The sequence below is a fragment of the Streptomyces sp. NPDC030840 genome (assembly GCF_055572015.1).
The window spans coordinates 62,651-86,473 of the sequence record NZ_JBVIEE010000001.1 but is presented as its reverse complement, the minus strand read 5'-3'; the positions used below and the strand labels follow the sequence as shown (position 1 = coordinate 86,473).

Sequence of the window (23,823 nt, the reverse complement as noted above, 5' to 3'; positions counted from 1 at the left end):
GCGGGCGTCAGCCCTTGTTGGCGCCGAGCGTGAGGCCGCTGACGAACTGCCGCTGGAGCAGGAAGTAGACGATCAGGGTGGGGATCGCGGTGAGCAGGGCGCCGGCGGCGACCAGGTTGGGGTCGGTGAAGTACTGGCCGGAGAGGTTGTTCAGGGCGGAGGTGATCGGCATGTTCTCGCCGGTGGAGATCAGCACGATGGCCCAGAAGAAGTCGTTGTAGATCCAGATGGAGAGCAGGGTCGCCAGGGCGGCCATCGCGGGCTTGCACAGCGGCAGCACGATCTGCCAGTACTGCCGCCACACCGAGGCGCCGTCGACGAGGGCGGCCTCGGTCAGCTCGTGCGGGAGCATCCGCATGTAGTTGCTCAGCACGAAGGCGCAGAAGCCGGACTGGAACGCCACGTGGATGAGGACCAGGCCGAGGGCGGAGTCGTACAGCTTGCCGCTCATCGTGATGCCGGGCAGGTCGATGAGCAGGTAGAGGCGGTACAGGGGGGTGATGATGACCTGCTGCGGGAGCAGGTTGCCCGCGGTGAAGACCAGCAGCAGGAACAGGTTGAGGCGGAAGTCGAAGCGGCTGACGTAGAAGGCGACCATCGATGCCAGCAGCAGCGTCAGCAGCACGGCCGGGACCGCGATGATCAGCGTGTTGCCGAAGTAGTGCAGCATGTCGGACTGCTGGAAGGCGTTGGTGAAGTTGTCGAAGGTCAGCTTGTCCGGCCAGGACACGTAGCCCTTGTCGCTGGTCTCCGCGTACGGGCGCAGGGCCGCGTAGATTGCCCACAGCAGCGGGGCGAGCCAGGCCAGTGCGGTGCCGGCGAGGAAGGTGTGCAGCAGGATGCGGGCGGGGCGGAGGGGAGTGCGCTGCCGGTGCACGCCGGTGACGGTGCTCATGCGCGCCGCTCCTTCCGGAAGGTCGCGATCAGGTACGGGATGATCACGGCGAGGGAGATCACCAGCAGGACCACGGCGATCGCGGAGCCGTATCCGATGCGGCTGGACTCGCCGATGATGTTGTTGGTGATCAGGATCGACAGCAGTTCGGTGCCCTGGGCGCCCTTGTTGAAGACGAACACCAGGTCGAAGGCGCGCAGGGCCTCGATGATGGTGACGACCAGGACGACGGTGTTGGTGGGGCGCAGGGTGGGGAAGACGACGTTCTTGAACGTCTGCCACTCGTTGGCGCCGTCGAGCGCGGAGGCCTCCCGCAGCGCCGGGTCGACGCCCTTCAGGCCGGCCAGGTAGAGGATCATCATGTAGCCGGTGTGCCGCCAGGACGCGGCGACCAGGACGGCCCACAGGTTGAGGTCCGGGTCGCCGATCCAGTCGATGTAGTGGCCGGGCTCGTTGGCCCCGATGAGGCTGTTGATCAGGCCGGTGTCGGGGTTGTAGACGAGCTGCCAGACGAAACCGGTGACGGCCAGCGAGACCACGACCGGCAGGAAGTACGCGGTCTGGTAGACGCGGGAGAAGCGGATCTTCTTGTCCAGCTGGACGGCCAGGAACAGGCCCATCGGTGTCGGGATCAGGATGAGCGCGACGAACCAGATGACGTTGTGCTGGACGGCGGGCCAGAACTGCGGGTTGTCGGTGAACAACTGCCGGAAGTTGTCCAGGCCGACCCACTTGATCGCGTCGAAGCCGATGCCGTCCCAGGTGGTGAAGGCCAGCGCGATCGAGGCGAGGGCGGTGACCCAGACGAGGGCGACGTGCAGGACCGTGGGCACGCCCGCCATGAAGGCGAGCGTGATCCGGTCACGGCGGGTCAGCAGGCGCTGGTGGCCCCGCGCAACCCGCTTCTTCCCGGGCGTGGTGCCCGGAGACGGCACGGCGGCCGCCTCCGGGCTCTTCGTGGTCGTCTCGGAGGCCATCAGGCAGCGAAGATCGTCTTCTTCTGGCGCTCGATCGAGGACAGCAGGCTGTCGACGCCCTTGGGGTTCTGCAGGAACTTCTGCAGACCGGGCTGCATCACGGTGGAGGTGAAGTCCGGCCGCGAGTCGCGGTCCATGAACTGGGTGAGGCTCTTGGCGCCCGCGATCATCTCGAACGCCTTCTTCTGCAGCGGCGAGTACGCGGAGGTGGAGGCCTTGTCGGAGGCGGCCACCACGCTCGGGTCGCCCTTGAGGTAGAGCTCCTCGGCCGCCGGGGTGCCCAGGTACTCCAGCAGCTTCACGACACCGTCGTGGTTCTTCGGGGACTTGCTGACCATGAAGCCGTCGGTCGGCGCCTCGACGGTGTCCTGGCCGTACGCGGAGTTGATCTCCGGGAAGGCGAAGAAGTCGAGGTCGTCCAGGTCCGCCTTGTTGGTGAACTGCTGCGCCACGAAGGTGCCCAGGAGGTACATGCCGGCCTTCTTCGACACCAGGGTCTGGGCCGCGTCCTGCCAGGTGCGGCCCATGAAGCCGTCCTGGTGGTAGGGCAGCAGCTCGGACCAGTGGTCGAAGACGGCCTTGACCTTGGCGTCGGTCCAGGAGGCCTTGCCCGCCATCAGCTCGACGTGGAAGTCGTAGCCGTTGACGCGGAAGTTGATCTGGTCGAAGGTGCCCATCGCCGGCCAGGCGTCCTTGTCGCCGAAGGCGATCGGGACCAGGCCGTCCTTCTTCATCCGCTTGCACAGGGCGACCAGCTGGTCCCAGGTGGTGGGGACCTCGTAGCCGTGCTGCTCGAAGACGCTCTTGCGGTAGAAGAGCGCCCACGGGTACGTGGTCAGCGGCACGAAGTAGTACTTGCCGTCCTCGCCCTTGCTGAGCTTCTTCATCGCCTCGGGGAAGTTGCCCCCGATCTTCTCCCACACGTCGTCGATCGGGCTGGCGAGGCCCTTCTTCGCGAAGAACTGCATGCGGTAACCGGCAAACCAGTTGAACACGTCGTCCGGCGTGCCCTGGAGGTAGGAGTTGATCTGCTCCTGGAACGTGTTGTGGTCCTTGGTGTTCACCTTCACGGTGATCCCGGACTGCTTCTGGAAGGCCGCGTAGACGTCCGCGAACGCCTTCTTCGGCACCGCGTCCGACGCGTTGGAGCCGAGGGTGACGGTCTTCGAGTCGGAGGCGGACGAACCGCTGCCGCCGCAGGCGGACAGCAGGGGTATGCCCGCGCCGAGGGCGGCGGCACCGCCGATACCGCGCAGCAGGGTGCGGCGGCTCGGGTCCGGGGCGGAGAGACCGGAGGGTGTGAGGTGGTGCATGAACGCCTCCTGGGGCAGGGTTCGGCCAGAGGATGGGCGACATTGAGACTGATCGAAAACGACCAGAAATCAACTTGACCGAACATCGTGGCGCAATAACAGCCCCATATCCCGTCACGCGTCAAGAGTCGGACAGCTCGGTTGTCGAAACGTAATCGACGCGTTCAGGGAACCTTCTGGTAAACGATCAGGGGGTGCACAGCGCGTGCACCCCCTGATCCAACAACCCGTCGCCGCTGCCTGCCTACGGATGCAATGTCGCCTCACCTGTGATCCGGATGCCCGTCTCCTCGCCCGGCCGGACCGAGAGAGGACCCGAGACTCGGACACCGACCGGTGCGTCATGGCCGGAAACACGCACCACGACCAGGGCATCGTGTCCGAAATAACACACATCGCTCACCGTACCCCGGACCGCGCCTTCCGTGTCCGGTCCGGTCAGCCGGAGTTGTTCCGGGCGCAGCAGGACCGTGCCGGCGCGGACGCCGGCGGGCGGGGCGAGCAGGGCGACGCCGCCCAGTGCGGTACGGGCCGTGCCGTCGGCGGCGACCTCGCCGGGCAGGAGGACCGCGTCGCCGACGAAGCCCGCCACCCAGGTGTCGGCGGGACGCCGGTAGAGGTCCTGCGGCGCGGCGCACTGGGCGACCCGGCCCTCCCGCACGACGGCGACCAGATCGGCGGCGGACAGGGCCTCTTGCTGGTCGTGGGTGACCAGGACCGCCGTGGCCCCGGTCGCCCGCAGCGCGGACCGCACGTCCGCCCGCACCCCCGCCCGCAGCGCGCTGTCCAGGGCGTTGAACGGCTCGTCCAGCAGCACCAGCTGAGGCCGCGGAGCCAGCGCCCGGGCGACGGCGACGCGTTGCTGCTGGCCGCCCGACAGTTCGTGCGGCATGCGGTCGCCGTACCCGGCCAGACCCACCAGGTCGAGCATCTCCTCGGTGCGCCGGCGCCGCTGCGTCCGGTCGGTGCCCCGCAGCCCGAAAGCCACGTTGCGGGCCACGCTCAGGTGCGGGAACAGCGCACCCTCCTGGGGCACGATGCCGATACGGCGGCGCTCGGGCGGGAGCCGGGTGCCCGGGCCGGTCAGGGTCCGGTCGCCCAGCCGGACCGTGCCCGCGTCGGCGTGCAGGAAGCCGGCGACGATCCGGAGCAGCGTCGTCTTTCCGCAGCCGGAGGGGCCGAGAACGGCGGCCAGGGAGCCGGACGGCACGGTGAGGTCGAGGCCGCGCAGCACCGGCTCCCCCGCTCCGTACGACTTGGCCAGTCCTTCGACGTGGAGCTCGTTCATGGGCGGTGCCTTCCCAGGAGGTAGGAGGGGACGGCGGCCAGCAGGATCAGCGCGGCCGCGTAGGGGGCGGCCGCCGCGAACGAACCGGCGCCGGTCTCGGTCCACAGCCGGGTGGCCAGGGTGTCCATGCCGGTGGGGCGCAGGAGGAGCGTGGCCGGCAGTTCCTTCATGCAGACGACGAACGTCAGGGCCGCCCCCGCCGCCACCCCGGGCGCGGCCAGCGGCACCGTCACCTCGCGCAGCACCTGCCACGGCCGCCGGCCCAGCGAGCGGGCCACGTCCTCCAGCACGGGCGGCGCCTGGAGCACGGCGGCCCGGGTGGCGGCCGCCGCGACGGGCAGGAACAGGACCGCGTAGGCGCAGACCAGCAGCGGAAGCCGCTGGTAGAGCGGGTAGGCGTAGCGGACCGCGAAGAAGACGAGCGACAGCGCGACCGTGATGCCGGGCAGCGCGTGCCCCGCGTACGCCGCCTGCTCCAGCAGCCGAGCGCCGCGGCCCCGGTACCGGGCGGCGATCACCCCGACCGGCAGCGCGAGGGCCGTGGTGAGGGCGGCGCCCGCGGCGGCGACCGTGAGGGTGGTCCACGCGGTGTCCACGAGGCCGGCCGGATCCCAGGTGGCCGAGGAGCCGGCGGTGAGCCAGTACCCGAGGGTGCCGAGGGGCAGGGCGACGGCCACGGCGACCACGGCCGCGCACCACAGCAGGGCGAGCGGCCTCCACCGGCCCAACGGGCGCGCGACGGCCGGGCGGGCGGTGCCGGTTCCGGTCCTCGCGTGTCCCGCCCGGCCGCGGGTACGGGCCTCCGCCGCGACCAGCGCCACGGTCATCACCACCAGCACGACGCTGAGGGCGGCTGCCGGGGTGCGGTCGAAGGAGGCGCGGTACGAGGTGTGGATCGCACGTGTGAACGTGTCGTACCGCATGAGGGAGACCGCGCCGAAGTCGGAGAGCACGTACAGCGCGACGAGCAGGGCACCGCCCGCGGCAGCGGGGCGCAACTGGGGCAGCGTGACCCTCAGGAAAGTGCCCAGCGGGCCGTGCCCGAGCGAGCGGGCGGCCTCCTCCTGCGCCGGGTCGATGCCCCGCAGCGCGGCGGCGACCGGCAGGTGCACGTACGGGAAGCTCACCAGGGTCAGCGCGAGCGCGGCGCCACCGAAGCCGGCGAGCGCGGGCTCGGCGGACAGCCAGGTGAAGGCCGCGACGTAACTCGGTACGGCCAGCGGCAGGGTGACCAGCACCGACCAGGCGCGGGCGCCGGGCAGGGCGGTGCGCACGGTCAGCCAGGCCAGCGAGACGCCCAGGACGAGGCAGGCGGCGACGACCACCACGGTGAGGCCGAGGCTGCGGCCGAGGAGGCCGAGCGTGCGCTCGTCGGCGACGACGTCCCAGGCGTAGCCGGGCCCGCGTTCGAGGGCGCGGACGGCGAGGTAGCCGAGCGGGAGCAGGGCGAAGAGGGCCGCGGCACAGGCGGGGACGAGCAGGACGAGGGGTGGCCTGTTTCGCGCGCGGGAACGGTTTCCCGCACGGAAACTGCCTCCCGTACGGGGCCTGTTCCCCGCGCGGGACTTGTTCCCCGTACAGGGCTGACGTGCGCCGGGCGCCTTGTTGCTCGTGTCGGGGCGCCCGGACTGCGATGTGGGCACGACCGTCAGACCAGTCCGACGTCCTGGAGCATGGCCAGGGTCTCCTGGAGGGAGTCCAGTTCGCCGAGGTCGATGTCGGGGGCCTCCAGGGAGTCGAACGGCGGCAGTCCTTCGACGGTGCTGGTGACGCCCGCGGCCAGCGGGTACTCCTTCGTCGTGTCGGCGAAGTAGGTCTGCGCCTCCTTGGACAGCAGGTAGTCGACGGCCTTCTGCGCCGCCTCGCCCTGTCCGCTGTCCTTCAGGACGCCGACGCCGGCGACGTTGATGAGCGCGCCGGGGTCCTCGCCGGGCAGGAAGTGCAGCTCGGCGTCGACCTTGTCCTCGCCCTTCTCGGCCACGCGCTCGTACCAGTAGTAGTGGTTGACCAGGCCGAGGGAGACCTCGCCGGCCTCGATGGCGTCCAGGGTCGCGAGGTTGTGGGCGTAGGTCTTCGCGCCGTTGGCCTTGAGGTCCGTCAGCCACTTCCGGGTGACGTCGTCGCCTTCGAGGACGCGCATGCCGGTCACGAAGGCCTGGAAGGAGGCGTTCGTGGGCGCGAAGCCGACCTTGCCCTTCCACTCGGGCTTCACCACGTCGTGGACGCTGTCGGGGACCTCGTCCTCGCTGACCTCGCCGGGGTTGTAGGCGATGACGCGGACCCGCCCGGACAGGCCCACCCAGTCGCCCTCGCCGCTCCGGTAGGCCTCGTCCACCTCGTCGAGGGAGGACTGCGGGAGCTTCTGCAGCATGCCCTCCTTGGAGAGGGAGCCCAGAGCTCCGGCGTCCTGGGAGAAGAACAGCCCGGCCTTGGTGCGGTCGCCCTCCTCCAGGATCTGCGCGGCGAGTTCGGCGCTGTCGCCGTAGCGCACCTCGACCTCGGTGCCGACGGCCTTCTCCAGCTTGTCGAGGATCGGCTTGACCAGCTTCTCGTTGCGCCCGGAGTAGATGACGAGTGGGGAGTCGCCGCCCGCCTCCGAGCCGCTCTTGTCGTCGTCGGAGCCGCAGGCGGCAAGGACGGGGAAGAGCAGACCGGCCGCGACGATCGCGGTGATTCGGCCAGCCAGGGGGCGTCGCATATCTGTGCCTTTCCTCCATGGCTCGCCGGAACACCGCAGTTCGCGTCGTCGGCAGCGAGCGGCGAAGCGATGCTTTCAAGCCAGCTGTGAACATGCTATGAATAAGGTAAACCTTGCCTAAGCGTCAAGGGGTCTGTGCTATTTGCGGACGCTGCCGCAGAAAGGTTGCGCGCCCGTGATCTCGCCGCCCGAGCCACTCCCCGTTCCGTCTGCCGTGCCCTCGGGTGTCCCGGCCCCGCACCGCCTCCCGGCTCCGCACCCGCACCCGCGGTCGCACCCGCGGTCGCACCCGTCCGCCGGGCCGCGACCGTCGCGCGTACAGCCGCCCGGTGAGCGCCCCCCACGTCCGCACGGAGTGCCGTTCGCACGCGCGTTGGCCGCACACGGCGACCGCGTCGCCCTCATCACCCCGACCGGACACATCAGTTACCGGGAGCTCGCCGAGCGCGTCGCCGCCACCGCCGAACGCCTGGGCCCCGTACGCCGACTGGTGCTGCTGGCAGGGGCCAACAACCCCGACGCGCTCGTCGTCCACCTCGCGGCCCTCGCCTCGGGCCACCCCGTCCTCCTGGTCCCCGGCGACAGCGACAGCACGATCGGGTCCCTGACCGCCGCGTACGACCCGGCCGTGGTGGCCCGGGCGGACGGCCGCGGCATCTGGACCCTGCACGAGCGGCGGGACGCCGGCGCCCACACCCTCCACCCGGACCTCGCCCTGCTGCTGAGCACCTCCGGTTCGACCGGGTCGCCCAAGCTGGTGCGGCTCTCCCACGAGAACGTGCAGGCCAACGCGGAGTCCATCGCCGCCTACCTCGGCATCTCCGACACCGACCGCACGGCCACGACCCTCCCCATGCACTACTGCTACGGCCTGTCGGTCGTCCACAGCCACCTGCTGAGCGGCGCGGCGCTGCTCCTCACCGACCGGTCGGTGTCGGACGCCGCCTTCTGGGAGGAGTTCCGCGCGGCCCGCGGCACCTCACTGGCCGGAGTCCCGTACACCTTCGACCTGCTCGACCGCGTCGGCTTCGCGCACATGGAACTGCCGCACCTGCGCCGCGTCACCCAGGCGGGTGGCCGACTGGCACCCGAACGCGTCGCGCACTACGCCGAGTTGGGGCGCCGCTCCGGCTGGGACCTGTTCGTGATGTACGGCCAGACCGAGGCGACGGCCCGTATGGCGTACCTTCCGCCGCGGCTGGCCGCGGAGCGCCCCCAGGCCGTGGGCGTACCGATCCCTGGTGGGTCGTTCCGGCTGGATCCGGTGGACGGGCACGGTGCGGGAGTCGGCGAACTCGTCTACTCGGGGCCGAACGTGATGCTCGGGTACGCGGAGAGCCCCGCGGACCTCGCCCTCGGCCGCACCGTCCAGGAACTGCACACGGGCGACCTCGCCCGTCGGGCGCCCGACGGACTGTACGAGATCGTCGGCCGCCGCAGCCGCTTCGCGAAGATACTCGGCCTGCGCATCGACCCGCAGGGCGTGGAGGCCCTGCTGGAGCGGCACGGGGTGACGGCGTACTGCGCGGGGGACGGTGACGCGCTCGCGGTGGTGACGCGGGGCGGCGTGGACGACGAGGAGGCCCGGATCCGGCGGCTGGTCACGCGGGACTGCGGGCTCCCGGCCCGCGCGGTGCGCGTCCGCGTCCTCCCCGAACTGCCGCGGCTCGCCACGGGCAAGCCCGACTACGAAGCGGTACGCCGCCTGGCGCGCCCGGCGCCGGCGGAACCGCCGCTCCCCGACGAGGACCTGCGCGCCCTGTACGCCGAGATACTCGACCGCCCGGACGCCACCGAGGACAGCAGTTTCGTGAGCCTGGGCGGCGACTCGCTCTGCTACGTGGAGATGTCCCTGCGCCTGGAGGCCGTACTCGGCACCCTGCCCGCCGACTGGCACACGCGCCCGATCCGCGAGCTGCGCCGCCGACCGGCGCGTGAACGGGCGCGGGCACAAGCCCGCGAACAGGCGCTGGCACAATCCCAAGCGCAGGAGACGAAGTCGCCCGCGGCGCGCCGGCGCCCTTGGCAGCGCCATCACCGCGTCCACCGCGTCCGCCGTTCCCTGGAGACCGGCATCGCCCTGCGGGCCGTCGGGATCGTCCTCATCGTCGGCTCCCACATCCCCGTCTTCTCCCTCCAGGGCAGCGCCCACATCCTGATCGGGGTGGCGGGCTTCAACTTCGCCCGCTTCCACCTGACCGCCGCCGGACGCCGCGAGCGTCTGCGGCACTTGTGGCGCGGCGTCGCCCGCATCGCCGTACCGAGCATGGTGTGGATCACCGGTGCCGTCCTGCTGACCGGCCTGTACGACCCGGCCAACGCCGTGCTACTCAACAGCGTCCTGGACCAGGGCACCGAACGCCACGAGTGGCACTACTGGTTCGTCGAGGCCCTGATCTGCTTCCTGGTCGTGCTGGGTGCCCTGATGGCGATACCGCGGCTGGACCGGCTGGAGCGCCGGTACGCCTTCGGTGTGCCCCTGGCGCTCATGGCGATCGGTCTGATCGGCCGCTACGACCTGCCGGGACTGGCTCCCGCCCGCTACCACCTGGGCCCCACCGTGGTGTTCTGGCTGTTCGCCCTGGGCTGGGCCGCCGCACGGGCGACCACGACACGGCAGCGCGCCCTGCTGACGGCCGCCCTGGCTCTCACCACACCGGGCCTGTTCGGCGACCAACTCCTCCGCACGGCCACCGTCGTGGCCGGCCTGACCCTGCTGATCTGGGTGCCGACGCTCCCGAGCCTCGGCCCGCTCAACAAGGCGGCGGGGCTGCTGGCGAGCAGCTCGCTCTACATCTACCTGACGCACTTCCAGGTCTATCCGTACCTCCGCGACGACTTCCCGGTCATGGCCCTCTTCGCCTCCCTGCTGGTCGGCGTCGGATACGCGGCCGTGGCGAACCGGCTGGTGCGGCGGCTGTGAGGCGGAGCGCTCTCAGGGAAGGGGGCGCGGACGGGATCGGGAGCGGTGGAGAGTCGAGACCAGGCGTGAGGTTCCGCGGCGCCGCATCGCCCCGCGGTGCCCTCGGCCGAGTGGTGTCCGGGTGCCGCCGTCCAACTGGATCCAGATCCGCACCTCGGTCCCGCCCAGCACCGACGAGCCGATCCGCACATCACCGCCCGTCGACTCGGCGAGCCGCCGCACGATGTCCAGGCCGAGCCCGGTCGAGCCGTCGCTGCCGGAGCCGCGTCCGCGCGCCATCGCCGCCTCGGGGTCCGGTACCCCGGGGCCCGCGTCGGACACCAGCACGATCACCGCGTCCTCCCCGTTGTGCACGTCGACCGCGAAGGCCGTGCCCTCTGGCGTGTGCCGGAAGACGTTGCCGAGCAGGGCGTCGAGCGCGGCGGCCAGGTCGGCGCGGGCGACGGGTATGCGGACGGGACGCTCCACTCCCGCGACCCGCACCTTGCGCCCCTCGTCCTCCGCGAGGGCCGACCAGAACGCCATGCGCTCACGGACGACCTCCGCCGCGTCGCAGCCCGCACCGGGGCCGGGCGCCGCCGTCTGCGGCTTGGCCTCCCGCGCCGTACGGATGATCGTGTCGACCTCGCGCTCCAGTTGCTCCACCGCGGCCCTGGTCTGCTCGGCCGCCGGACCGTCGCCCAGCGAGGCCGCGTTCAGCCGCAGCACGGTCAGCGGTGTCCGCAGCCGGTGGGACAGGTCGGCCGCCAACTCGCGCTCGTTCGCCAGTAGTTGGACCACCTGGTCGGCCATCGAGTTGAACGCCTTCGCCGCCAGCCGCAGTTCCTTCGGCCCTTCCTCGGGGACACGCGCCCCCAGCTTCCCCTCCCCCAGGTCGTGTGCGCTCTCGACGAGGCGCCGCGCCGGCTTGACCATGCGGACACCGAGCCGGTCGGCCACCGCGACCGAGCCGACGATCAGCGCGATCCCCACTCCGGCGAGCACGGCCCACGCCGTACCCACGCCCTGGCCGACCTCGGCCTCGGGTACGTACACCTCGACGACCGCTATCGCGCCGGAGCCGATCGCGGTGGGCTGGAGCAGCGTGAACCCGCCGGGCACCTCGGTGGTGGAGGCGCGGCCCAGTCTGCGGACGGTGGCGACATCCTCGTCCAGGGCGCGCTGCCGGCCGAGGTCGACGGCCCGCTCGCCGTCGCCCGCAGGTATGTGCACGGCCATCCCGTCGTCCGAGCCCGCGGAGGCCACGACACGCTCCAACTGGTCCCGGTCGGTGGTGATGGACAGGGCGGGCGCGACCGCGGCCGCCTCCCGCTCGGCGTTCGAGAACGCCCGGTCGCGGGCCAGCTCCCTGATGACCAGGCCGAGGGGCACGGCGAAGGCGATCACGACCATCGCGGTCACCGCCAGGCACACCTTGACCAGCGCCCACCTCATGGCAATCGCTCCGGCTCAGGCGGCTCCAGCTTCACGCCGACCCCGCGAAGGGTGTGCAGATAGCGCGGCCTGGCCGCCGTCTCACCCAGCTTCCGCCTGAGCCACGACAGATGGACGTCTATGGTCTGGTCGTCCCCGTACGCCTGCTGCCAGACCTCCGCGAGCAGCTCCTTGCGGGCCACGACCACCCCGGGCCGTCCGGCGAGGAACGCGAGGAGGTCGAACTCACGCCGGGTCAGGTCGAGCCGTATGCCGTCCAGTTCGGCCTCGCGGCGCCGAGGGTCGATGGCGAGGCCTCCGACCCGGATCACCGTCGACGGCGGCACGTCACCGGCGCCCGACCGGGCCCTGCGCAGGACCGCCGCCATGCGCGCGGACAGGTGCTCGACCGAGAACGGCTTGGTCAGGTAGTCGTCCGCGCCCGCGTTCAGCAGCCGGACGACCTCCGTCTCGTCGTCCCGCGCGGTGGCGACGATCACTGGCACATCGGTGATCCCGCGCAGCATCTTCAGGGCCTCGGACCCGTCCAGGTCGGGCAGTCCGAGGTCCAGGATCACCAGGTCGAAACGGACATGGGCGACCTCGCGCAGCGCCTCCAGTGCCGTACCGACGCTGCGCACGGTGTGCGAGGCGTCGGTCAGGTGCCGGATCAGCGCCGAGCGTACGAACTGGTCGTCCTCGACCACGAGCACACTTGCCATGCGCCGCACCGTACGCCAAACGGGCAGCGCCGGTTGGGGCCTGTGGATAACTTCCCGGACCCGTCGGCCCAGGGGTGTCCGGGGCAACGCAGGACACTCCCGGGGCTCGTGGTGCAGTATGGCCGCGATGCGCAGAGGACTCGTCCACGTACTGGCCTGGCTGCTCGCCACGGGCGCGGCGGTCACGCTGTCGTGGTGGGGTGTCCACACGGTGATGGCGGGCACAGCGTACGACCCCCCGCGCGCCCTGCCGATCACGGCCGACGACGCGTCCGGCCCGGGCGCACAGGCGCTGGCCCCGGCCACGACGCGCCCCGGGCCGTCGGCGAGCGGCGACGGGAAGCCGCGGAAGAACCGCCCGAACACACCGTCACCGACCGCGTCCCCGACCCCGTCGCCCGCCAAGAAGGCCGGCTCGTCGCCGAGTCCGTCCGCCTCGGGCCGGATCAGGAGCTATGACACGGAAGGCGGCCGCGTCGTCTTCTCGCTCAACAGCACCTACGCGACGCTCGTCTCCGCGACGCCCGGCTCCGACTGGTCGATGCAGGTCTGGAAGACGGAGACATGGATCCGGGTGGAGTTCGCCTCGGGGGCGGACCGGGCGACGGTGTTCTGCACGTGGCACGACAGCGCGCCGCGTGTGTCCGTCGAGAACTACTGACGCCGAGAACCACCGACAGCAAAGAACTGCTGACAGGCAGGCGGCCGTCAGCGGAACACCGACGGCGGCGGTGCCGGTGACGCCACCGCCGCCGCGTCCGTCACCGGAGCCGCCCCGCCCGTGAAGTCGGTGAGCGTCCTGCCGTGTTCGACCCTCGCGGGGTGCGGGTCGGAGGCGGCTAGGCGGGTGAGTTCGGCGATGGGGAGCGGCCGGTCGGAGCCCACGAGGACGGCGTTGCCGAACCGTTTGCCCCGCAGCACGGCCGCGTCGGCGACCAGCGCGAGCTCGGGGAAGACGGCCCCGGCGGTGGCGATCTGGCCGCGCAGGTGGGCTAGCGGCGGGCCGTCGGCGAGGTTGGCGGCGTACCAGCCGCCGGGCTTGACGGCCCTTCGGACGTCGGCGAGGAACTCCGTGGACGTCAGGTGCGCCGGAGTCCTCGCTCCGCTGAACACGTCCGTGATGACCAGGTCGGCCCACCCGTCGGGCACCTTGGCGAGCCCGTCGCGCGCGTCGACCGACCGCACCCGGATCCGGGCGCCCGGGTCCAGCGGCAGTACGCGGCGGACGAGTTGGACGAGCGCGGCGTCACGTTCGACGGCCTGCTGGGTGGAGCGCGGGCGGGTGGCGGCGACGTACCGGGCGAGGGTGAAGGCGCCGCCACCGAGGTGCACGGCGTGCACGGGTCGGCCGGGCGGGGCGGCGAGGTCGATGACGTGGCCGAGGCGGCGCTGGTACTCGAAGGACAGGTACGCCGGGTCGTCGAGGTCGACGTGCGACTGCGGGGCGCCGTCTATGAGCAGGGTCCAGGCGCGCGCCCGGTCCCGGTCGGGTATCAGCTCGGCGAGCCCGCCGTCCACCGTCTCGACGACGGCTTCGGCGGCCGCCTGATCGCGCCGCGACTTCCGTGACCTGCCCATCCGGCCATTATCGACGGTCTTCGGAAGCGGCGGCTCAGCACCGGGGCAGGCGCGGGTGCTACCGGCGGTTGTCCGCCGCCGCGATCAGCCGGGCCGCCTCGCCGAGGGCCGCGCGCAGGGCCGCCGGGTCGGTCGCGAGGTCGGCCTCACCGGGCGGGAGCAGCCAGGCGGAGCCCTCCTCGGGGGCGAGGACCGCTGCCTGGCCGTCGGACTGCGTGCACGTGCTGCCGGGGACGTCCCAGGCGTCGGCGGTGCCGGGCGGGACGAGGAAGCCGAGCGTGTCGCAGCCGTCGTCGTGCAGCACCGGGCCCACCGCGGGTGGGAGGGGGCCCGTGGCGTCGAGGGCACCGCGGCGGAGGATGTCGACCGCCTCCAGCCCTTGCCGGGCGGGCACGGTCACGAGGTCGCACGGTTCGATGCGTGGCATCCCGGCCTCCACCACTTGGGGCCCTCCTCCAGCGAGCGGGGACTCGGGAGTTCGGACGGTTCCCGGTCCGTGTCGTCAACGCGAGTCCCTGTTGTGTCCAACGCGAGTCCGTGTTGTCCAACGCGCGGGATCGTCAACGGCAACGGCCGAAGTGCGCCGCAAAGGATGGCAGTTCATGGCGGATCCAGCATGAGATATCCGGTTTGTAGCCAAACCTCGCGTGGCGGCACCCGCCGGGCTAGTACGTTCGTGCCCCGCCGGACACAGGGAACCAACCGTGCACCACACGGACAAACCCCTGCGGATCCGGCACGGTTCGACGGTTCGCAAGAGAGGGCCCGCCCATGGCGTCGTCATCGGTGACCTCGTCCCAGTCCCCGCGGCCACCGCGGCCGAACCTCGCCTTCCGGAAGCTGCGCGGGCAGCGTTCGCCGGGCGAGTTCGCGGCCGCGGTGCGGCGGGCCGCGCGTGAGATCGGCGAGCGAGTGAGCTGTGACGCGCGGTACGTCGGGCGGGTCGAGTCGGGGGAGATCCGCTGCCCCAACTACGCGTACGAACGGGTGTTCCTGCACATGTTCCCCGGCCGGACACTGGCCGACCTGGGGTTCGCTCCTCGTTCCGTGGTACGCGGCCGGGGGGCGCGCGCCATGAAGGAGGGCTCCTCCGCGCGCACCGAGAGCCCGTCGTACGCCCTGCATGAAACGCAAGGTGCGTGTGAGCCGTATGACACGCAAGAAACACACCAGAACCACGAGGAGAGCGACGTGCAGCGTCGCGCATTCATGACCGGCGGTACCGCCACTGTGGCGGCCGTCTCACTGGGCCCCTTGACGCTCGGCGGAGCGGCCGCCGCGGCGGGGCGGCCCGTGCGCCGGGTGGGCACGTCCGAGGCCGGGGAGCTCGAGGAAGCGGTACGCAGGATCCGGCTGCTGGACGACCGGCACGGCGCGGACGGGCTGTACCGCAGGGCCGCGGCACCGCTGCGCACGGCGTACGCGCTGCTCGACGCGGGCGCGGCCCGGCAGGCCACGACGGACCGGCTGTACGCGGGGGCCGGGGAGCTCGCCATCTCCGTGGGGTGGCTCGCGCACGACTCGGGCCGCTTCGACGACGCGCGCTCGCACTACGCGGAGGCCCTCGCGACGGCCCGGATGTCGGGGGACCCGGGCCTTGAGGCACACGCGTTCTGCAACACGGCGTTCCTCGCGCGCGACGCGGGCCGTCCGCGTGAGGCGGTGCGGGCGGCGCAGGCCGCGCAGCGGGTGGCCCGGCCGCTGGGCTCGCCGCGGCTGATGTCGCTGCTCGCGCTCAGGGAGGCGGGGGGCTGGGCCGGGCTGACCGACCGCACCGGCTGCGAGCAGGCGCTGGCCCGTGCGCAGGCCCTGTACGAACGGGGTCCGTCGGACGCCGACCCGGAGTGGATGACCTTCTACGGTGAGGCCGAACTGGAGGGGCTGGAGGCGCAGTGCTGGTCCGCGCTGGGTGACTGGACGCGCGCGGCCCGGCACGCCCGGCGCGCCGCCCGCCTCCAGGATCCGCACTTCACGCGCAACATCGCCCTCTACACGGCCGAGCTCGCCGACGACCTCGCGCGCGGAGGGCGTCCCGACGAGGCGGCCGCGGCCGGAATGGACGTCCTCGACCTGCTCGACGAGGTGCAGTCCTCCCGCATCCAGACGATGCTCGCGGGCACGGCCAGGGTGCTGCTGCCGCACCGGCGCGCGTCCGGGGTGTCGGCGTTCCTGGAACGGCACGCGGCGCTGCCGCGCACGGTGTGACGGCGTCGGCCCTTGCGCGTGGCTACGCGGAGAGGTGCCCCGTGTCGTTCCACGACTCGATCGCCGGTTCCCCGTAGGCCCAGCCCAGCACCGACAGCGACGTGGGATTCAGGCGGATACGGGCGGCGAAGCCGATGTCCTGGCCCAGCCAGCGGGCGGCTATGGAGCGCAGGATGTGACCGTGCGCGAAGAGGAGCACGTCACGGCCCCCGCGGTCGGCCGAGCGGGCCCAGTCGACCACCTCGTCCGCGCGCGCGGAGATCTGCTCCAGGGTCTCGCCCTCGGGAACACCGTCACGCCACATGAGCCAGCCGGGGCGTACGGCCTGGATCTCGGCCGGAGTGAGGCCCTCGTACGCGCCGTAGTCGCACTCCAGGAGGGTGTCCCAGGCGGTGGCCCGGTCGCCGAAGCCGGCGAGTTCGCAGGTCTCACGCGCACGGGAGAGGGGGCTCGTACGGACCTCGGCGTCGGGGAGTCCGTCCAGGGGCGACCGGTTCAGGCGCTCACCGAGCAGTTTCGCGCCGCGCCGGCCCTCGTCCATCAGCGGCACGTCCGTCCTGCCGGTGTGCCGCCCGGCCAGTGACCATGCGGTCTGGCCGTGCCGGGCCAGCAGGATGCGCGGTGCCATGAGGAAGGGACCTTTCCAGGAGCCGAGCGGGTCGGGGGACGTACGGCCGCGTCCCCGGACCCGCTCCGAGAAATCGGAGGCGGATCGTCCCATCATCGCGCACGCTTGCACGGGGCAACCCCGCGGGCGATCTCTGCGTCTTCGACAACCAGACGCCGCAATGGTGGTCGAGGAACACATGAGGCGCCCCGAGAGGGCACTCGTATACACCGTAAAATCTGGCGGGCCACCTGACGCAGTGGCCAGGGGCCACACATCGCAGATGGGGGAGGGCGATCGGATGCCGCAGTCCGATGCATCGCGTACCGAGGTGGCATCGCACATACGGCTCCGCTGGTGGACCGAACTGCCGCTGCTCGTGCTCGTGTACGCGCTGTACTCGGCGGGCCGGCTCCTCGCCCGCGGCGACGTCACCACCGCCGTGGACCACGGCCTGGCCATCCTGCGCGTCGAGAAGGCCGTGTGGCTCAACGCCGAACACCCGTTGAACCGTCTGTTCACCCGCGAACCCTGGCTCGGCATACCCGCCGACTTCTGGTACGCCTCCCTGCACTACCTGGTCACACCCGCGCTCCTGATATGGCTCTTCAGGTCCCGCAGCACGCTCTACCGCGCGGCCCGCACCTGGCTGATGACGTCCACCCTCATAGGGCTGGTCGGCTTCACCCTCTTCCCGACCTGCCCGCCCCGCCTCCTCTCCCCCGCACACGGCTTCGTGGACACCATGGCGTACTACAGCTCGTGGGGCTGGTGGGGCGGCGAGGCCAGCGCGCCGCGCGGCCTGGGCGGCATGACGAACCAGTACGCGGCGATGCCGAGCCTGCACGTCGGCTGGGCACTGTGGTGCGGCGTGATCCTCTGGCGGTACGGCCGCACGCGCGCCACCCGGGTCGCGGCCGTCGCGTATCCGCTGATCACCACGATCGTCGTGATGGGCACCGCGAACCACTACTTCCTCGACGCGGTGGCGGGCGCCGCCGTGATGGGAGTCGGCCTGCTGCTGACACCGCTGGTGCTGCGGCTCGCGGACCGGATGTGGGCAGGGCTCAGGGAGCGGTACGAGGGGACGCCCGGCGAGGCCCTCGCGGGGCGGCTCGCCGGGCGGTTCGCCGGGAGCTACGCCGGTCGGTTCGCCGGGAGCTACGCCGGTCGGTTCTCCTCTGTCCCGGACGCGTCTGTGGGCACAGGTGCCCCGATTGTCAGTGGCGGATGCCAGACTTCCACGGGTGAGCGAATTCCACGGCAGCGCACCTCAGGAGCCGAGCCGGGTGCCGCCCCCACGGACGCGGGGGGCGGCGCTCCGGCACCGGCTCGCTGAGCTGCGCGGACCCGAGGTCCCGCCCAAGGCGCTGGACGCCCGTGCCCTCGCGGCCCTCGCCGCGAACCCGGGCTGCAGACGACGCGCGCTCCTCGACGGGGCGGGTGTCAACAAGACGGCGCTGGCGAGCGCGCTCGGCTCCCCCTCCGCCTTCGGCATGTCGCAGTTCGCCTTCATGCGGGGCAACGCGTTCGAGGCGCGGGTCAAGGCGGACGGCGGCGCGGAGCTGCTGCGCCTGGTGCACGAGAGTCTTGACTCCTCCGCCGAGCCGCCCGCCGACGCGGCCGTCCCCGACCTCGCCGCGATCGGCCCTGAGGGACGCGCGGCCCGTACGGCACTGGCGCTGCGCGAGGCCTCCGCGTCCGGCGGCTGGGCACTCCTCGACCACCCCATGCTGGCGCTCGACGTGGCCGGCTCCCCCGCCTTCCTTGAGCCGGACGCGGTGGTGGTGCACCCGGACGGGACGTGGACGGTCGTCGAGATCAAGTCCTTCCCGATGCTGGACGGTTCCGCGGACCCGGCGAAGGTGGGCGCCGCCGCCCGGCAGTCCGCCGTGTACGTGCTGGCACTGGAGGAGGTCGCGGCCAGGCTCGATCCGGCACCCGAGGTGCGCCACCGCGTACTGCTGGTCTGCCCCAAGGACTTCACCAACCTGCCGACGGCCGCCGCGGTGGACGTCCGCAAGCAGCGGGCGGTCACACGCAGGCAGTTGGCCCGCCTGACCCGCATCGAGGAGATCGCCGACGCACTCCCCGAGGGAACCTGCTTCGCTCCCGACCTCCCCCAGGAGCAGCTGGCCGCGGCCGTCGAGGCGCTCCCCGCGACGTACGCCCCCGAGTGCCTCGCCGCCTGTGAGCTGGCCTTCCACTGCCGGACCCGCTCCCGCGAGGAGGGCGCGGTGACGTCCCTGGGCCGCTCGCTGCGGGCCGAGCTCGGCAACCTGACGACGGTGGACGACGTCCTGGCGGCGGCCCACGGCACGGCGGGCGACCCCGAGGATCCCGCGGTGGCGGCCCTGCGCAGGGCCGCGGAGCTGCGGGCGGAGGCCCTGGGCGCCGCCGCCCGCCGGGAGGGTGCCCCGTGTCACTGACCGCACGGCTCACTCGGCTCCGGACCGTCGCATGGAGGGCCGCCGTACCAAGGGCCGCCGTATCAAGAGCCGTCCTGCCGAGCACCAGCACGTCGGCGGCCGCCCGCCGGAAGGGCAGCACCCCATGTCCCTGATCGCGACTCTGTCCCGGCTTGAGGCCGTCCGCTCCGGCCGCGCCCAGCCCGCCGCCACCGTCCGGCACCGGCACCTGTCCGAGCGGCCGCTCGTCTTCGTGCCGCTCATCACCGCCGGTGAGGCCGGGGCCCCGCTCGGCGCGCTCGTCGGCACGGACCGGGACGCGCCCCGGCTGCTCGTGGTACCGCAGCCACGGGACCGGGACCTGCGGTTCGCGTTCCTCGCCGAACTCGCGGACATCGTCCTGCCGTACGTGGACGCCTACGCCGACGTCGTGGAGGCGGCCGAGCGCAGCGAGACCGACCCGGAGACCGGCAAGCGCGTCAAGGTCGAGGTCGACCTGTGCGCGGACGCCCCGCAGCTGATCGTGCCGAGCCGCACGGGCATCGACTTCGTACGGCTGCTCGGGCGCTCCATGCGGTTCCGGCGCACCGCCGAGCAGGAGCCGGAGGCGCCCCACCCGGCACCGCCCCGGGTGCCGCTGCTCGGGCGCTGGTTCACGCACTTCGGCGAGCGGGCGCGTGTGCCCGGCTCCTCGCTCCTCCTCGCCGCCACCGACCTGCTGACGCGGCACTGGGCCACCGGGCAGTCGAGCCTGGAGGACCAGCACCTCGGGGCACTGCTCGCCTGGATCGACCCCCCGGAGGGAGAGTCGGGCGACGCGGCGGCGCGGCGGGCGGAGCTCGCGCGCGACGCCGACGGCCAGTTGCTGTATCCGTCGGCCGGCCCCGCCACCGACCCGGCGTTCGACAACAAGCTGCTCGCCCCGGCCATCGAGCGCTACGACCGCGCGCGGTCCGCGCTCGCCGCCGCCGAGGACGGCCTTGAGGCGGACGACCGGCTCGGTGACCTCACCGCCGCCGAGCGGGAGATCCGCGCCCTGGTCGAGAGCCGCACCCGCCCCACCTGGGACGCGGTGTGGCACGGCCTGGACCTCCTGCGGACGCTGCCCGAGGGCGCCCATGTCGCCGACCGGTGGACCCGCGACCGCTGGTCGTTCACCGGCCACCGGGACCGGGTCGTCGCCGGCGAACCCCCGCAGCCGCGCCGCGACGACGCGGTCACCGCGGCGAACAAGCTGGCCACGCGCGAGCGCGAACAGGCCCGTCTCGACGCCCAGGAAGCCCTCGACGACCCGCTCGTCATGGCAGGCCGCCGCCTCGCCGGGGAGGCCTTCGCGGGCGAGGTCACGGACGTGGTGATGGCGTACAGCGAGGGCAAGCGGCCCAGCCCCCGCCCCCTCGTCACGGTCCGCACGGACGACCGGCCGCACCTCGGGGAGCGCACGAAGGTGTACCGCTCGCTGGGCGGAAAGCCGCAGGCCGCCGAGTTCGTCGGGTACGACGGGCCCGAGGGAGGCGACCACGCCGATCTCGTCGTACTGCGGATCGTCGACAAGATGGGCCGCGGCAAGGAGCCGGAGGAGGGCTCGGTGCCGGAGAAGGGCGACCGCGTCTGCTTCACGCTCTTCGAGCACGACCAGCGGGGCGGCGCGAAGCTGCCCGACCCGGAGGAGACCCCGTGGACCCACGGCGGCCCGCCGGGCGAGCCCGATGCCGTACCGCTGCCGGAGCAGCCGGATCCGCCGACCGAAGAGGACCTGCTGTGACCGAGACCGAGACCGAGACCGAGATCGGGACCGAGGCCGAGACCGCGGTCCCGGCCGCGACGGCCGGCTCGGTGTTCGATCCAGGCGCCGCGGCGGGCCGGGCCACCGACGCGATCCTGCGTGACACCCTGCACGGCACGCACCGCGGAGTCGTCGTCGACTCGCCGCCCGGCGCCGGGAAGTCGACCCTGGTCGTGCGCGCCGCGCTCGAACTAGCCTCCGCCGGACGCCCGCTGATGATCATCGCGCAGACGAACGCCCAGGTCGACGACCTGGTGCTGAGGCTGGCGGAGAAGGACGCCGAACTGCCGGTCGGCCGGCTGCACAGCAGCGACACCGACCCGTACGACAAGGCACTCGACGACCTGCCCAACGTCCGCAAGTCGGCCAAGGCGGCCGACCTCGCGGGCCTCGACGTCGTGATCTCGACGGCCGCCAAGTGGGCCCACGTCAAGGGCGTCGAGCCGTGGGGGCACGCGATCGTCGACGAGGCGTACCAGATGCGGTCGGACGCGCTGCTGGCCGTGGCGGGGCTGTTCGAGCGGGCGCTGTTCGTGGGCGACCCGGGGCAGCTGGACCCGTTCGCGATCGTGGGCAGCGAGCAGTGGGCGGGGTTGTCGTACGACCCGTCGGCCTCGGCGGTCACGACACTGCTGGCCCACAACCCGGAGCTGCCGCAGCACCGTCTGCCGGTGTCGTGGCGGCTGCCGGCGTCCGCGGCGCCCCTCGTCTCCGACGCCTTCTACCCGTACACGCCCTTCCGCAGCGGCACGGACCACGGCGACCGGGGGCTCACCTTCGCCGTCCCGTCGGACGGCTCCGGCCCGGACCGGGTCATCGACGAGGCGGCGCAGGCGGGCTGGGGCCTGCTGGAGCTCCCCGCCCGGCACACGCCCCGCACCGACCCGGAGGCGGTGCGGGCGGTCGCGCGGGTCGTACGGCGGCTGCTGGACCGGGGCGGCGCGGCGGTCTCCGAGCGGTCGGACAAGCCCGTGCCGCTGACCGCCGACCGGATCGCCGTCGGCACGGCGCACCGGGACCAGGCCGCGTCGGTCCGGTCCGCGCTGGCCGCCCTGGGGGTCACCGACGTGGTCGTGGACACGGCGAACCGGTTGCAGGGCCGCGAGTACGACGTGACGGTGGTCCTGCACCCGCTGTCCGGCCGCCCGGACGCGACCGCGTTCCACCTGGAGACGGGACGGCTGTGCGTGCTGGCCTCCCGGCACCGGCACGCGTGCATCGTGGTCTGCCGGGAGGGGGTCCCGGAGCTCCTGGACGACCATCCGTCGACGGAGCCGGTCCAGCTCGGGGTCACGGTGAAGTTCCCGGACGGCTGGGAGGCGAACCACGCGGTGTTGTCGCACCTGGCGCGGCACCGGGTGTCCTGGCGGCCCTGAGCCTGGGTGCCACGGCTGTGGTTCGAGGCCCACTTGCGTGGGCGGGAGACAATGGACGGTGGCCCACCCCCAGGAGGCCACCGGACCCGTACGAGGAGGAGAAGACATGGCGGAGCCCACGCCGCGTCGGAACGAACCGCGGCTACGCCCCGCGCCCCTGCTCTTCGAGCCCGCGGAGGCGGCCTCCGACCCGGAGCACTTCTTCGACCTGGAGTCGATGGACGACCCGCGGGCGCTGCTGGCCCGTGCGACGGAGCTGACGCAGGCGTTCCGCGCCGCGGCGGACCGGGCCGTGGAGTTCCAGGCGATCGCCGCCGCCCAGCTCGCCGACCCGCGCCGCTTCGACCGGCTGACCACGGCGGACATCGCCGAGCGGGCCGAGTGGACCGAGGACTACGCGAAGAAGATGGTCGAGTTCGGCCGGGACCTGATGCGGGGGCGGGACGGGCAGGGCCCCGAGGTGCTGTGAGCGAGGGCCGAAGGCCGGCTCACAACGCGAACCCATGACCCTCGGCTACGACGCTGGCATATGCCGGGCGGGAAGATACCCCACTCGCGTACCCACTGTCCCGATTTCCGGCAACCCTTCGGAATCGGGCGCTCACCGCCGGTAGATCTGTACGGCATGAGCAAGCACACTCATCCGCAGAATCGTTCGGTGAGCGCGCGCCCCCACCACCGCATCCCCGACGACACCGACGCTCCGGGCAGCACCGCCTCGACCGTCTCGGAGGTCACCTCGGAGGGGGCGGCCTGGCTTGCCTCGGCAGGAACGTATCCGCGCAGCACGCTCACGCTGTGGGAGGAACGGCCCGGCGCGCCGGTCGTCCTGCCCTGCGGCACGGCGTTCGATGTCGTCAGCGTGCCCACGCTCTTCGGGCGGCGGATGCTGGACCGGCTGTGGGACGACGGCCCGGGCTCGGGGCCCGTGGCCGCGCACCGGGGGCGCATACTCCTGTTCGCCTCGCCCGGTACCGCCCAGCGGTTGCCCTCGCTCATGGCGTGGGAGGAGTGGGGCTCGCCCGGCAGGACGGGGGCCGTGCCGCCGCTGCTGTGCCACGGGGCCGGTGACGCGGTGACCGTTCCGGCCCTGCGGTCTGAGCCCGAGAGCACCCCCTCGGACCGGCTCGCGAGCCGCTGGCTCGTCGCCCCCGGCACCCGCGCCCCCTGGCTTCCCGGACCCGAGGTTCTGCTGTGGGCGGCCGTCCGCGCGGCCCGTTCCGCGGCCTCTTCGGCCGTGCGGATATCGATTTTTCCTCCCGCCGATCAGGGTGCTAAGGTCTACGACGTCAGCAGGCGCCGCTAGCTCAGTTGGTTAGAGCAGCTGACTCTTAATCAGCGGGTCCGGGGTTCGAGTCCCTGGCGGCGCACGATGGCGATGGCGAGGCGTGTTCGCGGAAAGCGCGAACCGGCCTCGCCATCGTTGTTTTTGCGCGGCTTCGCCGCGCGTTGTGGGGGCTTCGCCACCCACACCCCCATCGGCGGAGGCGGGGGGACCGTGGGCTGAGAGGTGAGGGCCGCGCGGGGCGGACGCCGGAGGCAAGGCGCACCCCCAGGGTGAGAAGCGAGGCCCGCAGGACGGACACCGGAGACCGGCGAACCCCCAGGGCGAGAAACGAGACCCGCAGGACGGC

Annotated in this window: 20 protein-coding genes and 1 tRNA gene; 10 read left to right on the top strand and 11 right to left on the bottom strand. The window is 72.4% G+C overall.

From position 1 onward, the window contains the following. Window positions 1–7: 7 nt before the first annotated feature. The 6 genes from ACZ49J_RS00380 to ACZ49J_RS00355 all read right to left on the bottom strand — a co-directional run bounded on the left by ACZ49J_RS00380 (window position 8) and on the right by ACZ49J_RS00355 (window position 7,171). Entirely contained in the window at window positions 8–895 is an 888-nt protein-coding gene (locus tag ACZ49J_RS00380) for a carbohydrate ABC transporter permease (protein WP_467454815.1), read from the bottom strand. After that, window positions 892–1,872, bottom strand: coding sequence for a carbohydrate ABC transporter permease (locus ACZ49J_RS00375; RefSeq protein WP_467454816.1), 981 nt, complete (start codon window positions 1,870–1,872; stop codon window positions 892–894). The genes ACZ49J_RS00380 and ACZ49J_RS00375 overlap by 4 nt, the downstream gene beginning before the upstream one ends. Beyond that, window positions 1,872–3,185 (bottom strand): ABC transporter substrate-binding protein, encoded by a 1,314-nt coding sequence (locus ACZ49J_RS00370; protein WP_467454817.1) that lies wholly within the window; start codon window positions 3,183–3,185, stop codon window positions 1,872–1,874. Before ACZ49J_RS00370 ends, ACZ49J_RS00375 begins: the two co-directional genes overlap by 1 nt. Window positions 3,186–3,429: 244 nt before the next feature. Further along, window positions 3,430–4,473 carry an ABC transporter ATP-binding protein gene (locus tag ACZ49J_RS00365; protein WP_467454818.1) on the bottom strand — a complete coding sequence of 348 codons (1,044 nt, stop codon included), beginning with the start codon at window positions 4,471–4,473 and terminating at the stop codon, window positions 3,430–3,432. Next, window positions 4,470–5,954, bottom strand: coding sequence for an ABC transporter permease (locus ACZ49J_RS00360; RefSeq protein ID WP_467454845.1), 1,485 nt, complete (start codon window positions 5,952–5,954; stop codon window positions 4,470–4,472). Before ACZ49J_RS00360 ends, ACZ49J_RS00365 begins: the two co-directional genes overlap by 4 nt. Before the next feature lie 167 nt (window positions 5,955–6,121). Further along, window positions 6,122–7,171 (bottom strand): iron ABC transporter substrate-binding protein, encoded by a 1,050-nt coding sequence (locus ACZ49J_RS00355; RefSeq protein ID WP_467454819.1) that lies wholly within the window; start codon window positions 7,169–7,171, stop codon window positions 6,122–6,124. Window positions 7,172–7,544: 373 nt separating this feature from the next. Here ACZ49J_RS00355 and ACZ49J_RS00350 point away from each other — a divergent pair, with 373 nt between their 5' ends. Then, a complete protein-coding gene (locus ACZ49J_RS00350; protein ID WP_467454820.1) occupies window positions 7,545–10,094 on the top strand; it encodes an AMP-binding protein in 2,550 nt (849 codons plus the stop codon). Window positions 10,095–10,106: 12 nt separating this feature from the next. Here the strand turns inward: ACZ49J_RS00350 and ACZ49J_RS00345 are convergent, their stop codons facing one another. Both ACZ49J_RS00345 and ACZ49J_RS00340 read right to left on the bottom strand, forming a co-directional pair. After that, window positions 10,107–11,528: a HAMP domain-containing sensor histidine kinase gene (locus ACZ49J_RS00345; protein ID WP_467454822.1), complete on the bottom strand. Its 1,422-nt coding sequence runs from the start codon at window positions 11,526–11,528 to the stop codon at window positions 10,107–10,109. After that, a complete protein-coding gene (locus ACZ49J_RS00340; RefSeq protein ID WP_467454823.1) occupies window positions 11,525–12,229 on the bottom strand; it encodes a response regulator transcription factor in 705 nt (234 codons plus the stop codon). The genes ACZ49J_RS00345 and ACZ49J_RS00340 overlap by 4 nt, the downstream gene beginning before the upstream one ends. Window positions 12,230–12,356: 127 nt before the next feature. On the opposite strand from ACZ49J_RS00340, the gene ACZ49J_RS00335 reads away from it, so the two are divergent. Next, on the top strand, window positions 12,357–12,890 hold the full coding sequence (locus tag ACZ49J_RS00335) for a hypothetical protein (RefSeq protein WP_467454824.1): 534 nt from the start codon (window positions 12,357–12,359) through the stop codon (window positions 12,888–12,890). 47 nt (window positions 12,891–12,937) lie between these two features. Here ACZ49J_RS00335 and ACZ49J_RS00330 read toward each other — a convergent pair whose 3' ends face one another. Next, window positions 12,938–13,807, bottom strand: a complete 870-nt coding sequence (locus ACZ49J_RS00330) for a spermidine synthase (RefSeq protein ID WP_467454826.1) — start codon at window positions 13,805–13,807, stop codon at window positions 12,938–12,940. A gap of 58 nt (window positions 13,808–13,865) precedes the next feature. After that, a complete protein-coding gene (locus ACZ49J_RS00325; RefSeq protein WP_467454827.1) occupies window positions 13,866–14,234 on the bottom strand; it encodes a hypothetical protein in 369 nt (122 codons plus the stop codon). A 344-nt stretch (window positions 14,235–14,578) separates the two neighbouring features. Here ACZ49J_RS00325 and ACZ49J_RS00320 point away from each other — a divergent pair, with 344 nt between their 5' ends. Beyond that, window positions 14,579–16,012 (top strand): hypothetical protein, encoded by a 1,434-nt coding sequence (locus ACZ49J_RS00320; protein ID WP_467454828.1) that lies wholly within the window; start codon window positions 14,579–14,581, stop codon window positions 16,010–16,012. Between the two features lie 22 nt (window positions 16,013–16,034). Here ACZ49J_RS00320 and ACZ49J_RS00315 read toward each other — a convergent pair whose 3' ends face one another. After that, a complete protein-coding gene (locus ACZ49J_RS00315; RefSeq protein ID WP_467454830.1) occupies window positions 16,035–16,640 on the bottom strand; it encodes a histidine phosphatase family protein in 606 nt (201 codons plus the stop codon). A 280-nt stretch (window positions 16,641–16,920) separates the two neighbouring features. Here ACZ49J_RS00315 and ACZ49J_RS00310 point away from each other — a divergent pair, with 280 nt between their 5' ends. The 7 genes from ACZ49J_RS00310 to ACZ49J_RS00280 all read left to right on the top strand — a co-directional run bounded on the left by ACZ49J_RS00310 (window position 16,921) and on the right by ACZ49J_RS00280 (window position 23,559). Beyond that, a complete protein-coding gene (locus ACZ49J_RS00310) occupies window positions 16,921–17,958 on the top strand; it encodes a phosphatase PAP2 family protein (RefSeq protein WP_467454831.1) in 1,038 nt (345 codons plus the stop codon). Then, window positions 17,909–19,048: a hypothetical protein gene (locus tag ACZ49J_RS00305; protein ID WP_468347441.1), complete on the top strand. Its 1,140-nt coding sequence runs from the start codon at window positions 17,909–17,911 to the stop codon at window positions 19,046–19,048. The genes ACZ49J_RS00310 and ACZ49J_RS00305 overlap by 50 nt, the downstream gene beginning before the upstream one ends. Before the next feature lie 124 nt (window positions 19,049–19,172). Next, on the top strand, window positions 19,173–20,792 hold the full coding sequence (locus tag ACZ49J_RS00300) for a hypothetical protein (protein WP_467454848.1): 1,620 nt from the start codon (window positions 19,173–19,175) through the stop codon (window positions 20,790–20,792). Between the two features lie 23 nt (window positions 20,793–20,815). After that, window positions 20,816–22,189 (top strand): AAA domain-containing protein, encoded by a 1,374-nt coding sequence (locus ACZ49J_RS00295; RefSeq protein ID WP_467454849.1) that lies wholly within the window; start codon window positions 20,816–20,818, stop codon window positions 22,187–22,189. Between the two features lie 106 nt (window positions 22,190–22,295). Beyond that, window positions 22,296–22,658, top strand: coding sequence for a hypothetical protein (locus tag ACZ49J_RS00290; RefSeq protein WP_467454832.1), 363 nt, complete (start codon window positions 22,296–22,298; stop codon window positions 22,656–22,658). Window positions 22,659–22,847: 189 nt separating this feature from the next. Continuing rightward, window positions 22,848–23,495: a bifunctional DNA primase/polymerase gene (locus ACZ49J_RS00285; protein ID WP_467454833.1), complete on the top strand. Its 648-nt coding sequence runs from the start codon at window positions 22,848–22,850 to the stop codon at window positions 23,493–23,495. Next, window positions 23,486–23,559, top strand: a tRNA-Lys gene (locus ACZ49J_RS00280). Before ACZ49J_RS00285 ends, ACZ49J_RS00280 begins: the two co-directional genes overlap by 10 nt. Window positions 23,560–23,823: the final 264 nt, after the last annotated feature.

What these genes read in the sequence shown, in the direction of transcription:
- ACZ49J_RS00380 (WP_467454815.1), bottom strand. Translation starts at nt 895, where the DNA reads ATGAGCACCGTCACCGGCGTGCACCGGCAGCGCACTCCCCTCCGCCCC.
- ACZ49J_RS00375 (WP_467454816.1), bottom strand. Translation starts at nt 1,872, where the DNA reads ATGGCCTCCGAGACGACCACGAAGAGCCCGGAGGCGGCCGCCGTGCCG.
- ACZ49J_RS00370 (WP_467454817.1), bottom strand. Translation starts at nt 3,185, where the DNA reads ATGCACCACCTCACACCCTCCGGTCTCTCCGCCCCGGACCCGAGCCGC.
- ACZ49J_RS00365 (WP_467454818.1), bottom strand. Translation starts at nt 4,473, where the DNA reads ATGAACGAGCTCCACGTCGAAGGACTGGCCAAGTCGTACGGAGCGGGG.
- ACZ49J_RS00355 (WP_467454819.1), bottom strand. Translation starts at nt 7,171, where the DNA reads ATGCGACGCCCCCTGGCTGGCCGAATCACCGCGATCGTCGCGGCCGGT.
- ACZ49J_RS00345 (WP_467454822.1), bottom strand. Translation starts at nt 11,528, where the DNA reads ATGAGGTGGGCGCTGGTCAAGGTGTGCCTGGCGGTGACCGCGATGGTC.
- ACZ49J_RS00340 (WP_467454823.1), bottom strand. Translation starts at nt 12,229, where the DNA reads ATGGCAAGTGTGCTCGTGGTCGAGGACGACCAGTTCGTACGCTCGGCG.
- ACZ49J_RS00335 (WP_467454824.1), top strand. Translation starts at nt 12,357, where the DNA reads ATGCGCAGAGGACTCGTCCACGTACTGGCCTGGCTGCTCGCCACGGGC.
- ACZ49J_RS00330 (WP_467454826.1), bottom strand. Translation starts at nt 13,807, where the DNA reads ATGGGCAGGTCACGGAAGTCGCGGCGCGATCAGGCGGCCGCCGAAGCC.
- ACZ49J_RS00325 (WP_467454827.1), bottom strand. Translation starts at nt 14,234, where the DNA reads ATGCCACGCATCGAACCGTGCGACCTCGTGACCGTGCCCGCCCGGCAA.
- ACZ49J_RS00320 (WP_467454828.1), top strand. Translation starts at nt 14,579, where the DNA reads ATGGCGTCGTCATCGGTGACCTCGTCCCAGTCCCCGCGGCCACCGCGG.
- ACZ49J_RS00315 (WP_467454830.1), bottom strand. Translation starts at nt 16,640, where the DNA reads ATGGCACCGCGCATCCTGCTGGCCCGGCACGGCCAGACCGCATGGTCA.
- ACZ49J_RS00310 (WP_467454831.1), top strand. Translation starts at nt 16,921, where the DNA reads ATGCCGCAGTCCGATGCATCGCGTACCGAGGTGGCATCGCACATACGG.
- ACZ49J_RS00300 (WP_467454848.1), top strand. Translation starts at nt 19,173, where the DNA reads ATGTCCCTGATCGCGACTCTGTCCCGGCTTGAGGCCGTCCGCTCCGGC.
- ACZ49J_RS00290 (WP_467454832.1), top strand. Translation starts at nt 22,296, where the DNA reads ATGGCGGAGCCCACGCCGCGTCGGAACGAACCGCGGCTACGCCCCGCG.